At 74.5% G+C, this 12919-nt stretch carries 11 protein-coding genes and 1 pseudogene; 8 read left to right on the forward strand and 4 right to left on the reverse strand.

What is annotated here, in order from left to right; translation table 11 throughout:
- Positions 1-108 precede the first annotated feature (108 nt).
- Positions 109-411 carry a hypothetical protein gene (locus tag ACFWFZ_RS01680; RefSeq protein WP_387114993.1) on the reverse strand — a complete coding sequence of 101 codons (303 nt, stop codon included), beginning with the start codon at positions 409-411 and terminating at the stop codon, positions 109-111.
- 283 nt (positions 412-694) lie between these two features.
- On the opposite strand from ACFWFZ_RS01680, the gene ACFWFZ_RS01685 reads away from it, so the two are divergent.
- From ACFWFZ_RS01685 to ACFWFZ_RS01695, 3 genes and pseudogenes are all read left to right on the forward strand, one after another.
- Positions 695-2644 (forward strand): glycoside hydrolase family 5 protein, encoded by a 1950-nt coding sequence (locus ACFWFZ_RS01685; protein ID WP_387114996.1) that lies wholly within the window; start codon positions 695-697, stop codon positions 2642-2644.
- Positions 2645-2692: 48 nt separating this feature from the next.
- A pseudogene (locus ACFWFZ_RS01690) lies at positions 2693-2879 on the forward strand (XRE family transcriptional regulator); the annotation flags it as partial.
- A 123-nt stretch (positions 2880-3002) separates the two neighbouring features.
- Positions 3003-5735 carry a DNRLRE domain-containing protein gene (locus tag ACFWFZ_RS01695; protein WP_387114999.1) on the forward strand — a complete coding sequence of 911 codons (2733 nt, stop codon included), beginning with the start codon at positions 3003-3005 and terminating at the stop codon, positions 5733-5735.
- Positions 5736-5820: 85 nt separating this feature from the next.
- Here the strand turns inward: ACFWFZ_RS01695 and ACFWFZ_RS01700 are convergent, their stop codons facing one another.
- Positions 5821-6231, reverse strand: a complete 411-nt coding sequence (locus ACFWFZ_RS01700) for a DUF3224 domain-containing protein (protein ID WP_387115002.1) — start codon at positions 6229-6231, stop codon at positions 5821-5823.
- Positions 6232-6348: 117 nt separating this feature from the next.
- Between ACFWFZ_RS01700 and ACFWFZ_RS01705 the strand changes: the two genes are divergently transcribed.
- Positions 6349-7314 carry a helix-turn-helix transcriptional regulator gene (locus ACFWFZ_RS01705; protein WP_387115005.1) on the forward strand — a complete coding sequence of 322 codons (966 nt, stop codon included), beginning with the start codon at positions 6349-6351 and terminating at the stop codon, positions 7312-7314.
- Between the two features lie 108 nt (positions 7315-7422).
- Here the strand turns inward: ACFWFZ_RS01705 and ACFWFZ_RS01710 are convergent, their stop codons facing one another.
- A complete protein-coding gene (locus ACFWFZ_RS01710; RefSeq protein WP_387115008.1) occupies positions 7423-7887 on the reverse strand; it encodes a hypothetical protein in 465 nt (154 codons plus the stop codon).
- 92 nt (positions 7888-7979) lie between these two features.
- Here ACFWFZ_RS01710 and ACFWFZ_RS01715 point away from each other — a divergent pair, with 92 nt between their 5' ends.
- Positions 7980-8303, forward strand: coding sequence for a hypothetical protein (locus ACFWFZ_RS01715; RefSeq protein ID WP_387115011.1), 324 nt, complete (start codon positions 7980-7982; stop codon positions 8301-8303).
- A gap of 2 nt (positions 8304-8305) precedes the next feature.
- On the opposite strand, the gene ACFWFZ_RS01720 is transcribed toward ACFWFZ_RS01715, so the two are convergent.
- Positions 8306-8755 carry a hypothetical protein gene (locus ACFWFZ_RS01720; RefSeq protein WP_387115013.1) on the reverse strand — a complete coding sequence of 150 codons (450 nt, stop codon included), beginning with the start codon at positions 8753-8755 and terminating at the stop codon, positions 8306-8308.
- 656 nt (positions 8756-9411) lie between these two features.
- Between ACFWFZ_RS01720 and ACFWFZ_RS01725 the strand changes: the two genes are divergently transcribed.
- The 3 genes from ACFWFZ_RS01725 (at position 9412) to ACFWFZ_RS01735 (ending at position 12881) form a co-directional block, all read left to right on the forward strand.
- Entirely contained in the window at positions 9412-10182 is a 771-nt protein-coding gene (locus ACFWFZ_RS01725; protein WP_387115016.1) for a peptidoglycan-binding protein, read from the forward strand.
- A gap of 267 nt (positions 10183-10449) precedes the next feature.
- Entirely contained in the window at positions 10450-11526 is a 1077-nt protein-coding gene (locus ACFWFZ_RS01730; RefSeq protein ID WP_387115019.1) for an RNA ligase (ATP), read from the forward strand.
- A 437-nt stretch (positions 11527-11963) separates the two neighbouring features.
- A complete protein-coding gene (locus ACFWFZ_RS01735; RefSeq protein WP_387116252.1) occupies positions 11964-12881 on the forward strand; it encodes an NADP-dependent oxidoreductase in 918 nt (305 codons plus the stop codon).
- Positions 12882-12919 lie beyond the last annotated feature (38 nt).

Below are 12919 nucleotides of genomic sequence, written 5' to 3' on the forward strand. Positions count from 1 at the left end.
CGACGCTCCTGCTGCTCCCAGTGTCGCTGACGCGGCCCGATCCGGATCGGCCTGCGACACTCCTTTCTTTCCCGCCGGGATCGCCCCTTCACTGCGCCGGAGACCCTCTCAATCGTCCGCGTTCGCCTCCATGCACGCCAGCTCCATCGCGTCCAGTACGGCCTCGTGGCTGCGCCCGCTCAGTTCCGCGACGTTCTCGATCTGGGCCGTGGCCCAGGCCGCCAGCGTCATCACCAGGACCCGCAGCCCGTCCGTGCCGTACTCGGCCAGGACCGCGTCGGCGACGACCATGGCCTCCTCCGGGACCTGCTCGGGCGGCTCCAGGCCCGCGAGGCCGCGCAGCATGACGAGGGTGCGGCGGGAGATCTCCGGAGTCATCCCCGCCAGCCGCATGTCCTCTTCCTCGTTCATCCGCCCCGCCTTCCGCCGCCGGCCCCGTCCACTCAGGGCACGGTAGAGGGGCGCGGCCCCACGCGGGGCCGTTTCCGCAGGGTGACCGTGCGTGAGCGGGCGCGGTCGGCCGGATCCGGTGGGTCCGGCAGGTCCGGCGGCTCCGGCCGGCTCCGGCCGGCTCGCGACAGCGGCGGAGTCCCGTCGAAAGCGTGCGGGCGTTCGCCTTCCCCCGGACGCGACCCGCCGGTAACTTGGCCCGCGGCAGCCGCCCGACCGGGGGGCCGAACCCGGCAGGAGTGAGATGAGAAGCCTGTTACGCGCCGTCCTGTGCGCCCTCCTGCTGACGGCCGGCACCGTGCCCGCCCAGGCAGCACAAGCCGCCCAGGCAGCACAAGCGCCCCAGGCGGCCCGAGCAGCCGGGGCGCCTCCGGCCGCCGCCGCCGAGGCCTGGACCCCGCCGCTCTCCACGCGCGGCCGGTACGTCGTCGACGCGAACGGCAACCGGTTCCGCCTGCGCTCCGGCAACTGGGACGGAGCCCAGGGCTCCTGGAACGGCTCCGGCGACCGCAACGACCCCGCCACGCACCACAGCGGCCAGAACGCCCACGGCATCCCCCTCGGCCTGGACCGGGTCCCGCTGCCCACCCTGCTCGCCGACTTCCGCGCCCTCGGCCTGAACAGTATCCGGCTGCCCTTCTCCAACGAGATGCTGCGCACCACCACCCCGGTCCCGGACGCGGCCGTCGCAGCCAACCCGTCGCTGCGCGGCCGCACCCCCCTCCAGGTCTACGACGCCGTGGTCGCCGCCCTCACCGACGCCGGGTTCGCGGTCATCCTCAACAACCACACCGTCACCACCCGTTGGTGCTGCGGCCTCGACGGCAACGAACGCTGGAACAGTGGCCGCTCCACGGCCCAGTGGGCCGACGACTGGGTCTTCCTCACCCGCCGCTACCGCGACAACCCGCGCGTGGTCGGCGCCGACCTGTACAACGAGGTCCGCCGCGACGTCTGGGACGACCCCAACTGGGGCCTCGGCGACAACCACGACTGGCACGCGGCAGCCCAGGAGGCCGCCGACCGCATCCTCACCGAGGCCAACCCGAACCTGCTGATCGTGGTCGAGGGCATCAACTGGTTCGGCCTGCCCGTGGACGGCTTCCCGCACGGCCGCCCCACCCTCACCCCCGTACGGACCCTCTCGCACACCCTGGTCGTCTCGAACAAGCTCGTCTACGCCGCCCACTTCTACGGATACACCGGCCCCCGGCACAGCGGGGCCACCGGCATCGGCGAGACCCACGACGCCCGCTACCAGGACATGACCGCGTCGGAACTGGAACAGACCCTCTACGACCAGGCCTTCTTCGTCTCCGCGGAGACCGGCGCGCACTTCACCGCCCCCGTCTGGATCAGCGAGTTCGGCATCGGGGCCGACGAGAGCGGCGCCGCCCCGCGCACCTGGTTCGACCGCCTCACCGGACAACTGGCCCGCAACGACGCGGACTTCGCCTACTGGCCCCTCGTCGGCTGGAGCACCACCGCCCAGGGCGCCCCCGGCGGCGACACCTGGGCCCTGCTCCGCTACGACACGGCCGGGCGCCGCTCCGGCGTCCTGGACCCGGGGGACTGGCGCACCGCACGCTGGTCCGGGCTCCTCACCGCTCCCGGCCGCACCGGTCCCGTCAGCGCCGGCACCTCCTGGTACCAGCTGACCACCGACCACCGCGATCACAACGCCTCGCTGCTCACCCGGGCCGGCGGAGACTGGGACAGCGGCGCCCGCAAGGCGGTCTGCCCCGACGGCGCCCGCCTCACCGGCCTCGCCCACACCGGCGGCCGCGGCCTGTGCACCAGCTCCGATCTGCGAGCCCCGAGCGGCGGGCACACCGTGGTCCGCGACGAGAGGTACGTGCCCGCCGGCGGGGACTGGGCCACCGGGTACACGAAGTTCCAGTGCCCGGCCGGCCAGTTCATGACCGGCTACAGCCTGCGGGGTGAGCGGGTCTCGGCCGCGCTGTGCGCGCCGGCCCGTACGGTCCTGCCCGCGGGCGGCCGGACACTCTGGTTCGACCGCGGGGACAACCGCCCACCGGGCGGCCCGGGCGGTGACTTCGCCTTCGGGAGCCACAAGGGCCAGTGCCTGCCCACGGAGTACGCGGCGGGCATCGCCTTCACGACCCGGTTCGCTTCGCGCCCGTCCCCGGCCGCCCTGCTCTGCCGCCCGCTGCCGGGTCCCGACGGACCCTGATAGGGCGGTCTCGCCGAACAACCGGGCCCGTCGTCCGAGGAGCCCCGGGCCGGGCACCACCTGGTCCTCGGCGCTGGCGGGGTGGCCGAGTGCGACACACGGCTGCCGCACCGGTTCACCAGCGACGACGGGCGCCCCGGGGGAGATCCTCAGCCTGTTCGGGCGGCAGGGGGAGCGCGTGCACGTCCGTGCCAAGCCCCGTGCGGTTCGGCATCCAATGCGTCAAGAAGGGTGAACTGCTCGCCGTTTCGCTCTAGGGTGCGCCGTAAGCATGGCCGTGTACGTAAGTACGGCGGTTTCCGGCCATGAGCCGCCGACCGTGCCCCACGGTCGCACCGCACACCGAACTGGGGGGTTCATGCGCAGATACCGTGGGCTGGCGCTTTCTCTCGCCCTGTCCCTGACCGGAACCGGAGCAGGGCTGGGTCTCGCCCTCGCCCCACAGGCGGCGGCACTCACCCCGCCCGTGGCCTTCACCGCCGACGCATTGTCCACGTGGCAGCCCAACGGCGTCGTATGGGCCCTCGCCGAGGCCGGCGGACAGGTCTTCGCCGGCGGCACCTTCTCCACCGTGCGCCCGCCCGCGGGCGGCGCCGGCAGCGAGCAGCAGGCCGTGAACTTCGTGGCGCTGGACGCCGCCACGGGCGCGCCGACCTCCTGCAAACTGTCCTTCACCATCGGGTCCGGCACCGCGACGGTCCGGGCACTCGCCCTCTCACCGGACAAGTCGACCCTCTACGCCGGCGGGTACTTCGGCGCGGTCAACGGCACCGCGGTCTCCAGCCTCGCCGCCATCGACGTGGCCAGCTGCACCGTGAAGACGGCGTTCCGTCCGGCCTTCGCGGCCACCGTCCGCGCCCTCGCCGTCACCGGCGACACGGTCTACGCCGGCGGCGACTTCCTCACCGTCGCGGGCCAGCCGCGCGCGCGGTTCGCCGCCGTCGGCGCCGCCGACGGGGCGCTCAAGGGCTTCAGGGCCGACGCCGACGAGCCCGGACGCGCCGTAGAGGTCACCCCCGACGGCGGGAACGTGGTCCTCGGCGGGGACTTCTTCACCGTCAACGGCACGAACAGCCACGCGCTCGCCGTCGTCGACGCCACGAGCGGCGCACTCACCAAGTCCTACCCCGGCTTCATCGAGACCAACTCCGTCGTCAAGGACATCGCGACCGACGCGACCGGCTTCTACACGGCCAACGAGGGCACCGGCGGCGGCGTCTTCGACGGCCGGATCGCGCTCGACCTCCCCGGCTTCGGCCAGCGCTGGCGCGACACCTGCCTGGGCGCCACCCAGGCGGTGCTGCCGTACCAGAACGTCCTCTACAGCGCCTCGCACGCGCACGACTGCGCCGGCGTCGGCGAGTTCCCCGACGGCCGGCGCCACCACCTGCTCGCCCAGCCCACCACCGCCGTCGGAAAACTCGGCTGGGCCCCCGACACCAACGACGGCATCGGAGAGGGCATCGGCCCGCGTGTGATGACGGTCGGCTCCAAGGGCGGTGTGCAGTACCTGTGGGTCGGCGGCGAGTTCACCACCGTCAACGGCGCGGCGCAGCAGAGCCTGACGCGGTTCGCCTCCACCGGGGACACCGGAGCGCCCACCGTGCCCGTGGCGAGCGCCGTCAGCTTCAAGCCGGGCGAGGTCCAGGTGCGCTGGCGCACCAGCCTCGACCTCGACGACAGCGCGCTGACCTACCGGATCTACCGCAACGGCGCGGCCACGCCGATCGCCACGGTCGCGGCGGACTCGCTCTTCTTCAAGCGCCCGCAGGCCTCCTGGACCGACACCACCGTCGCCGCGGGCCAGTCGTACACCTACCGGGTGACGGCCACCGACGCGGCCGGCAACACCAGCGCCTTGTCCGCCACGGCGAGCGTGACCGTGCCGACCCGGCCGGAGAGCTACCCGAGCCAGGTCCGCGCCGACGGGGCCCGGCTGTACTGGCGCTACGACGACGCGATCCTGCCCTACGCCGCGGACTCCTCGGCCGGCGGCAACGAGAACGGCGTGCACATGAACGGCCCCGCCCTGCGGCAGACGCCGGGCGCTGTCTCCGGCGCGAGCACGGCGATCGGCTTCAACGGCACGGACTCCCGGATCTACGCGGACAAGCGGCAGACGATCGGCAGCGCCTACACCGTCGAGACCTGGTTCAGGACGAACACCACCCGCGGCGGCAAGCTCTTCGGCTTCGGCAGCAACCAGGACCGCGGCAGCTACCAGTACGACAAGCACCTCTACATGACCAATGACGGCCGACTGGTCTTTGGCGTCTACACCGGCGCCACCCGCACCATCACCACCAGCGGCGCGTACAACGACAACCAGTGGCACCACGCGGTCGCGACCCAGGGCCCCGGCGGGATGACCCTCTACGTGGACGGCGTCCAGCGGGGCACCCTCGCCGTCACCGCCCACGAGAACTACTCCGGCTACTGGCACGCGGGCGGCGACAGCCTCGGGGGCTGGCCCAACCGCCCGACCAGCGACATGTGGGCGGGACAGCTCGACGAGAGCGCCGTCTACCCGACCGTGCTGAGCGCGGCCCAGGTGCAGAACCACTACGCCCTGGCCACCGCTCCCGCGGACTCGGTGATCCAGGCCACCGCCGCGGAGGACACCTACGCCAACGCGGGAGCCCCCGGTACCAACTACGGCACCTCCTCCTCGCTCGCCGTGCGCGGCACCTCGTTCTACGCGAGCTACCTGCGCTTCGACCTGCCGGCGGCTCCCGCGGGCACGGTGCTGAAGTCGGCCACCCTCAGCGTGAAGACGAGCACGACGAGCGGCGCCGGCACGACGGACACCGTCTCGGTCGTCCCGGTCACCGGCGCGTGGAGCGAAGGCACCACGACGTACAACAACCGCCCCGCCCTGGGCGGTCCGGCCCTCGGCGCCTACCCGGGGATCCCGGACGGCTCGGCCGTGCACACCACCACGCTGACGACGGGATCCGTCGCGGCGGCGCTCGGCGGCAGCCTCGGCCTGGCGCTGAGCAGCTCCGGTACGGACGCCCTGTGGCTGTGGTCCTCCGAGGCGCAGGCCAACGAGGGCACGCCGCAGCTGACGCTCACCTTCGGCGCGCCGTGACCTGAGGCCGCCGACCGGCTACGCAGACCTGGGGCGCGGACCACACCGGTCCGCGCCCCAGGCAGGTCCGGGGGCCGGTGCGGTCTCAGGCCAGCGCGTACGTGAACGCGTACTCGACGGAGGTGTCCCCGTGGCGGTGGGTGAAGCCGCCGGAGCCCGTCAGGCCCGCGAGGTCCCCGGTGCCGGAGCCGGGCACCACCTCGAAGCGGCAGACGGTGCCGCCCGCGTCGAAGGAGCCGCGCTCCTCCAGCACGAAGCTGCCCTTGCGGCCGTCGACACTGCCCGACAGCAGCTCCATACCGCCGTAACTCCCGGTGTTCTCACCGGTGTAGGCGATCGTGTAGTCACAGCTGGTACCGGCCGCCTCGATACCGCCGCTGAAGGTGTTGGTGACGCGGGCATGCGCGAGCCGAGGGGTTACTTGCGACGGCCCCACGGGGTTCTCCTCCCAGTCGGCGAAGGTGAAGCGGCCACGGGTCTCTACGGGCGCGGTCATGACAGTCCTCTCGGCGGGCCGGACGGACCATCCGCCCGGCGTTCCGCGACCCAGGCTGGCAGGCGTACCTGACACCTTCTGTCAGGTACGGCTGCCAGGTACGGAGAGAATGGCCCCATGCGCGCCGACCGGCTCCTCTGCCTGCTCCTGCTGCTCCAGAACCGCGGCCGGATGACCGCCCCCGAGCTCGCCGCCGAGCTGGAGGTGTCCGTGCGCACCGTCTACCGCGACATCGACGCGCTCGGCGCCTCCGGCGTCCCCGTCCTCGCCGACCGCGGCCCGGCGGGCGGCTACCGGCTCGCCGACGGCTACCGCACCCGCCTCACCGGGCTCACCGACACCCAGGCCGGCTCGCTCTTCCTGGCCGGCGCCCCCGGACCCGCGCAGGACCTCGGGCTCGGCGCGGACCTGGCCGCCGCCCAGCTCAAGCTCCAGGCCGCGCTGCCCACCCAGCTCGCCGGCCGGGCCCGGCGGATCCAGGACCGCTTCCACCTCGACGCCACCGCCTGGTTCCGGGACGCCGACCCCGTCCCGCACCTCGCCCGGATCGCCCAGGCCGTCTGGGACCAGCGGGTCCTGCACGCCCACTACCGCCGCTGGCGCGGCGAGGTGAGGCGCGAGCTCCACCCGCTGGGCCTCGTCCTCAAGAGCGGCATCTGGTATCTGGTCGCCGGGGTCGAGGAGGACGCCGTACGGACCTACCGCGTCGCCCGGTTCCTCGCGGTGGACACCGCCGAGCAGGGCTTCGAACGGCCCGCCGGCTTCGAACTCGCCTCGTACTGGCAGGAGTCCACCCGCCGACTGGACGCCGCCCTCCACCGGCACACCGCGCAACTGCGCCTCTCCCCCCGCGGCCGGCAGCTGCTGCCGATGCAGTTCGGGGCGGCGGGCACCAGGGCCCTCGCCGATGCCGGACCGCCGGACGAGGACGGCTGGGTCCGGGTCAGCCTCGCCGTCGAGTCCGAAGCCGTCGCAGTCGGCGACCTCCTCCGCCTGGGCACGGAGGCCGAGGTGCTCGCCCCGCCCGAGCTGCGCCGCGCCCTCGCCGCGACGGTGACCGCCCTCGCCGACCGCTACGCCTGAGCGCCGTCCCGGAGACCGGAGGACTGCCGGCGGACCTCGCCGTCCCGGAGACCGGAGAGCTGCCGGCGGACCTCGCCGTCCCGGCATCACGCCCCGGCCGACGCACGGTCAGCGCGGGGGCTCCACCTCCAAAAACCGGCGCCGGCGCGGGCCCCGGTACAGCAGACACACCCAGCCCAGCTCCCCCAGCACGGCCGCGCAGGCCGTCAGCCGCTCCTGCTCCTCCGCCGCGGCGCCCCCGCCCGGCGGGCCGACCCAGGTCACCTCCACCCGCCCCGCCCCCGCCGCAGGTCCCGACCCGGCGGCCACCCGGTAGCCCGTACGCGTACGGCGCCCCTCCGCGTCCAGCGCCGACGGCGGGATCCCCGCCGCCTCCAGTACGAGGGCCACCGCGCGCGGCAGCTGCCGTACCTCCCACGGCGCGGGAACCGCCGCTCCCGCCGGGCCGTTGACCAGGCGGCGGATCTGCAGCAGCCCCTCGTACGCGGTGTGCAGCTCGGCCGCCCGCCGCCCGGACGGCGACTCGGCACCGTCGCCGGTCGCCGGCTCGAAGCCCCGCCCCGGATCCGTCATCACCCACCACCCGCCCGTCTGAGTACCCCGCACCCAACGGCCTGAGTATCCGCCCCGATTCCCCGCAGCGCCGCCACTGGTCGAATGGGGCCATGAACAACGACGCCCCGCGCAGCGCGACCGTCCGCCCGCGCATGCAGCACGTGACCACCGCCGGCTCGGCCCTTGCCGTGGCCCTGGTCCCGCTCGTGGTCGGCGTCCTGTTCGCCAAGGCGATGGCCGCCGATCCGATGACCCCCGTCAACGCCCTCATCGCGGGCGGCGGCCAGCGGGCCGCGCTGCCGCGCGGCGAGTGGAAGCGGCGCGGCCACAACACCCTGCACCGGCTGCGCACCGCCCGCCGTGACACGGCCCGCCGCTGCGCCCGCGCCTGCGTCTCCCGGACTCGCCCCCGGGGGCGAGTCCACGGCGCGTGAGGTCAGCGGCCGTACTGCCGCAGGCACAGGTCGACGATGGACGGCGGTACGACGCCGTCGGCGGCCGCGCACAGCTCGTCCACGCGGGGCGGCGCCATCGGGCGCCGGCGCGGGTGGGCGGTCGCGGATCCGGGCAGCCGCGTCCGCCGGGGCGGGGCCGCCTGCTTCGCGTGCGCCCGGTCCCGGGGTGGGGCCGTGGTCGGGGCCCGGCCGGAGTCCGCGGCCGGTCCGCGGCCGGCGGCCGGGGCCGGCTCGGGCGCGGCGGGCGCGGGCAGTTCCCCCAGGGGGAGCGCCGGCTGCACCGGCCGCGCGGATGCGTCGGCGGACGGCACGGATCCTCGTACGGGGGACGGGGCCGCGGCCTGGGCCGGGTCCTGCGGGGCGACGGAGACACAGCCGGCGCTCGCCAGGAGCGCGACGAGGGAGAGGGGCAGGGCCCGGCGTAACTGCATCCGACCACCTTGCCGTACGGCCCGCCCAGTCCCGGTCCCCGCCTCGCGTCCGGGTGACCCGGGCGCCGCCGGGAACGGCCGCGGCGTGGGGAAGACCGGCCCGCACGTACGGGCGGCGCGGGAGGCGCGACCTCCGGCGCCCCGTGCGGCCGAGTCCTGCCCGCCGATCGACCCTTACGGAGTACCGATCCAAAGCGGCCGGAGCGCGCTGTCCGGCGGCCTCGCGGTCGACGGAGTCCGCGTCCCCGCCGGCCCCGCTCGGCGGAGCCGCCCTGGTGCTGCTGTCCGCCGTCACCGTCCGGGCCATTGCGATCCGCCGCCGGCCCGACCGCCTGGGCTGACGGATCGCACCCGACAGACCGGGCGGTTAAGGAGCAGATCGGGCATCCGGCTTGACCCGGCCCGGCCCGGACGGCGAGAGTGCGCCCGATCAGAACCACCGTTCGAGCCGCACCCTGGAGATACCTCAGATGTCCATACCGGTTCGCTCACCGCTCGCCCCGCCCGCGATCGGCGGTTCTCCGGCACTCGGCACGCCCCGCGCCCACGGCGGCGCGGCCCAGGCTCCCGCCGCCCGGCGGCGCAGAGCCTGACCGGCCGGGCGGAGGCCGGCAGCGCACCGCTGCGCTGGCTCCCGTCCCCGCCCGGAGACCGCCATGTCCCAGGATCCTGATGAGAGCGGGCTCGTCGCCGCCGACGACGCCCTGTTCGTACGCCCGTACGTCGGCCCCTCGGGTCCGCCGCCCCGCGCGGCGGCTCCCCCCTGGCCGCAGAGCGGGCCCTTCGCCTTCCCCGGCCCGGCGCACGGCCCGTCGCGCAGCCCGTCGCAGGGCCTGGACGGCGGTGTTGCCGCACCGGTGACCGTGCCCGCCGCGGCTCCCGCGGCCGCCACGCGCGGAGTCGGGCCGTCCGGCGCGGCCGGCCGCCGCAGCCGGCTCCCGCTGACCGTGGCCACTGTGCTCGCGCTCACGGCCGTCGGCGCCCTGGTGCTCCTGCTGACCGGGCCCGACCCGCAGCCGCCCCGGGCCGAGCCGCCGGCCGACCTGTCCGTGCCGGCGCTCCCGGGCGGCGCGCACGCCGTTACCGAATCACCCGGTGCCACGCCGTCCGCCCGGTCCGCCGACCCGTCGGCCCGGGCCTCGGCCACCGCCGCGCCGACGAGCCCCGGGCCGAAACCGCCCACCACCCCGAGCGCGTCGGCCCCGCGGCCGTCGAACGCGTACGTGACCCTGCGCATGGGCGACAGAGGGCCCGAGGTGCGCGCCCTCCAGGAGATGCTCTACCGGCAGGGGTTCACCTATGTCTCCGTCACCGGTGTCTACGACGGCCAGACCAAGCGCGGTGTCGGCCAGCTCCAGCGCGACCGGTCCATCACGGGCGACCCCCAGGGCGTCTACGGGCCGAACACCCAGGCGGCCATGGGGTAGAGACACCCCGCGCCCCGCGCCGTGCCCCTGCTGCCGCCGGTGACCGGACGGCGTGACATGCGGACCTCCTGTGGGACGCGGACGCGGACGCGGAGTGGGGGCGTGTGGGCGGCCGACGCGTCGCACGGTGGGGCAGGCTAACACCGGGATAATCGCTGGACCAGCGCAAATGCCGAGACGGACAGTGGCGTGACCGATGCGCCGCACGACTTGGCGGCCGCAAGTGCGCGTGTCGGGCCTGTCCATGACGACCCGTTGGAGCCCACCATGTCGACCTTGCGCGTCACAGCCGAAGAGCTGACCGTCCATGAACACCCGAACGCCGATGCGTTGGAGCTGGCCCAGGTGGGCCTCTACCGCGCGGTGATCGCCAAGGGTGCATACCGCACCGGTGACGTCGCGCTCTACATACCCGAACAGGCCGTGCTGCCCGCCGCGCTGATCGAGGAGCTGGGCCTCACCGGGCGGCTCGCCGGCGGCTCCGCCGACCGGGTCAAGGCGGTGCGGCTGCGCGGCGAACTCTCCCAGGGCCTGGTGTGCCGGCCCCGCGCGCTGGCCGACGTCGACCTCGTACAGGCCGCCAAGGAGGGCACGGACTTCGCCGGGCTCCTCGGCATCACCAAATGGGCCCCGCCCGTCCCCACCACCATGAGCGGCGACGTCGAGGCGGCCGCCGACCTGTTGCCGTGGGTGGACATCGAGAACCTCCAGCGCTATCCGCACATCTTCGAGCCCGGCGAGCCCGTCGTCCTCACCGAGAAGCTGCACGGAACGGCCAGCCTGTACACGTACGTCGTCGAGGGCGGACGCTCCATCGTCTCCTCCAAGGGCTTCGGCGCGAAGGGACTCGCCCTCAAGGAGGACGAGCGCAACCTCTACTGGCGCGCGGTGCGCGGCCACGGTGTACCGGCCGTCGCCGAGGCGCTGGCCGGCCGTCTCGGCGCGACCCGGATCGGGATCTTCGCCGAGGTGTACGGCGCCGGCGTCCAGGACCTGGCCTACGGAACCGACGTACGCACCGCCGACACGCCGCCCGGATACGCCGTCTTCGACGTCTGCGCGGAGATCGGCGGCCAGGTCCGCTGGCTGGACCCGTCCGACGTCCTGCCGGACGGCGAACTCCCCCTGGTGCCAAGGCTGTACGAGGGCCCGTACGACCTGGACACGGTGCTGGAGCACGCGAGCGGCCGCGAGACGGTGTCCGGGCGCGCCGTCCACCTGCGGGAGGGCGTGGTCATCCGCCCCGCCTCCGAGCGGTACAGCCCCGTCGTGGGCGGCCGCGCCATCGCCAAGGCGGTCAGCCCGGCCTACCTGACCCGCAAGGGCGGCACGGAGTACGAGTGATCATCCCCTGCGGAGGAGGCGGCGTAGGGTGGTCCGATGGCGGCCACCGGTGCCCTGCCCCCGGGGCGCGGGGACTGCGTGAGCGTCGAGGAGCTGCTGGTCAGCGCCGCTGACACAGCGTGGAAGGGCAGGCGGGTCCCGGATCCGGAGGGCCTGTCGGCGGGCCGGCCGGCCTCGGTACCGGTACCGGGCGCTGGGCCGCGTACCTGGAGCTCGGCGGTGTGCTCGGGCGGATCGCCGAAGGGGCGGCTGGCCGGCCGGCCTTCCGGGCCGCCGTTCCCGTGCACCCCTGACCGGGCGGTCGCGGCCCGGCCGGTCGTGTCCGAACGGCCGGGGCGCCGTGTGCGTGGTGGGATGGAGGGCAGGTGGATTCCATCAGCACAGCACACGGAGAGGTCGGGGACATGTCCGAGTCGGGCCGGGGCAGCCAGGAAACCATGCGGGCGATGGCGTACGAGACGTACGGCGGGACGGAGGTGCTCTCCGAGACCCGGCTCCCGCTGCCCAAATTCGGCCCCGGCGAGGTCCTCGTCAGGGTGAAGTGCGCCGCTGTCAATCCCGTCGACTGGAAGATCATGGCGGGCGGGCTCGACTCCCTGATGGACGTCGTCTATCCCGTCGTCCCCGGCTGGGACGTCGCCGGCACCGTCGAGAAGGTCGGCATCGACGTGCCCGAGTACGCCGAAGGCGACGAGGTCATCGCCTACGCCCGCAAGGACTACGTGCACGGCGGGACCTTCGCCGAGTTCGTCACGGTGCCCGTACGCGCCCTCGCGCACAAGCCCGCTTCGCTGAGCTGGGCCGAGGCCGCCGGGCTCCCGCTCGCCGGTCTCACCGCCTACCAGCTGCTCACCCGCCTGGGCACCGGCAAGGACGACACCGTCCTCATCCACGGCGCCGCCGGCGGCGTCGGCTCCCTCGGCGTGCAGATCGCCCGCGCGCTGGGCGCCCGCGTCATCGGCACGGCGTCACCCCGCAACCACGACCGGGTGCGTGAACTCGGCGCCGAGCCCGTCGCATACGGCGACGGGCTCGCCGAACGCGTCCGCGCCCTCGTGCCCGACGGGCCCACCGTCGTCGCGGACTTCGTCGGCGGAGTCGGCGGCGTCACCCGGGAGGTCCTCCACGACGACGGGCGGCACGCGTCCATCGCCGACCCCAGCGTCCTCGGCTCGGGCGGTGAATGGATTTGGGTCCGCCCCGTCGGCAGCGACCTGGCCGAACTGGGCCGGCTCGCCGACAGCGGCCGGCTGAAGGTGCCCGTCGCCAAGACCTTCCCGCTGGCCGAGCTGGCGGCGGCCTTCGAGCTCAGCCAGGGCGGCCACACCGCCGGAAAGATCATCATCGAGGTCTGACCCGTCACACCCCGCTGCCCCTCCGGCCGGCCGGCGGT

It is taken from the genome of Streptomyces sp. NPDC060232, assembly GCF_042726555.1.
Classification (GTDB): Bacteria; Actinomycetota; Actinomycetes; order Streptomycetales; family Streptomycetaceae; genus Streptomyces.

Bases quoted from the DNA above. Each gene is read 5' to 3' on its own strand.
- ACFWFZ_RS01680 (WP_387114993.1), bottom strand. From the start codon at position 411: ATGAACGAGGAAGAGGACATGCGGCTGGCGGGGATGACTCCGGAGATC.
- ACFWFZ_RS01685 (WP_387114996.1), top strand. From the start codon at position 695: ATGAGAAGCCTGTTACGCGCCGTCCTGTGCGCCCTCCTGCTGACGGCC.
- ACFWFZ_RS01695 (WP_387114999.1), top strand. From the start codon at position 3,003: ATGCGCAGATACCGTGGGCTGGCGCTTTCTCTCGCCCTGTCCCTGACC.
- ACFWFZ_RS01700 (WP_387115002.1), bottom strand. From the start codon at position 6,231: ATGACCGCGCCCGTAGAGACCCGTGGCCGCTTCACCTTCGCCGACTGG.
- ACFWFZ_RS01705 (WP_387115005.1), top strand. From the start codon at position 6,349: ATGCGCGCCGACCGGCTCCTCTGCCTGCTCCTGCTGCTCCAGAACCGC.
- ACFWFZ_RS01710 (WP_387115008.1), bottom strand. From the start codon at position 7,887: ATGACGGATCCGGGGCGGGGCTTCGAGCCGGCGACCGGCGACGGTGCC.
- ACFWFZ_RS01715 (WP_387115011.1), top strand. From the start codon at position 7,980: ATGAACAACGACGCCCCGCGCAGCGCGACCGTCCGCCCGCGCATGCAG.
- ACFWFZ_RS01720 (WP_387115013.1), bottom strand. From the start codon at position 8,755: ATGCAGTTACGCCGGGCCCTGCCCCTCTCCCTCGTCGCGCTCCTGGCG.
- ACFWFZ_RS01725 (WP_387115016.1), top strand. From the start codon at position 9,412: ATGTCCCAGGATCCTGATGAGAGCGGGCTCGTCGCCGCCGACGACGCC.
- ACFWFZ_RS01730 (WP_387115019.1), top strand. From the start codon at position 10,450: ATGTCGACCTTGCGCGTCACAGCCGAAGAGCTGACCGTCCATGAACAC.
- ACFWFZ_RS01735 (WP_387116252.1), top strand. From the start codon at position 11,964: ATGCGGGCGATGGCGTACGAGACGTACGGCGGGACGGAGGTGCTCTCC.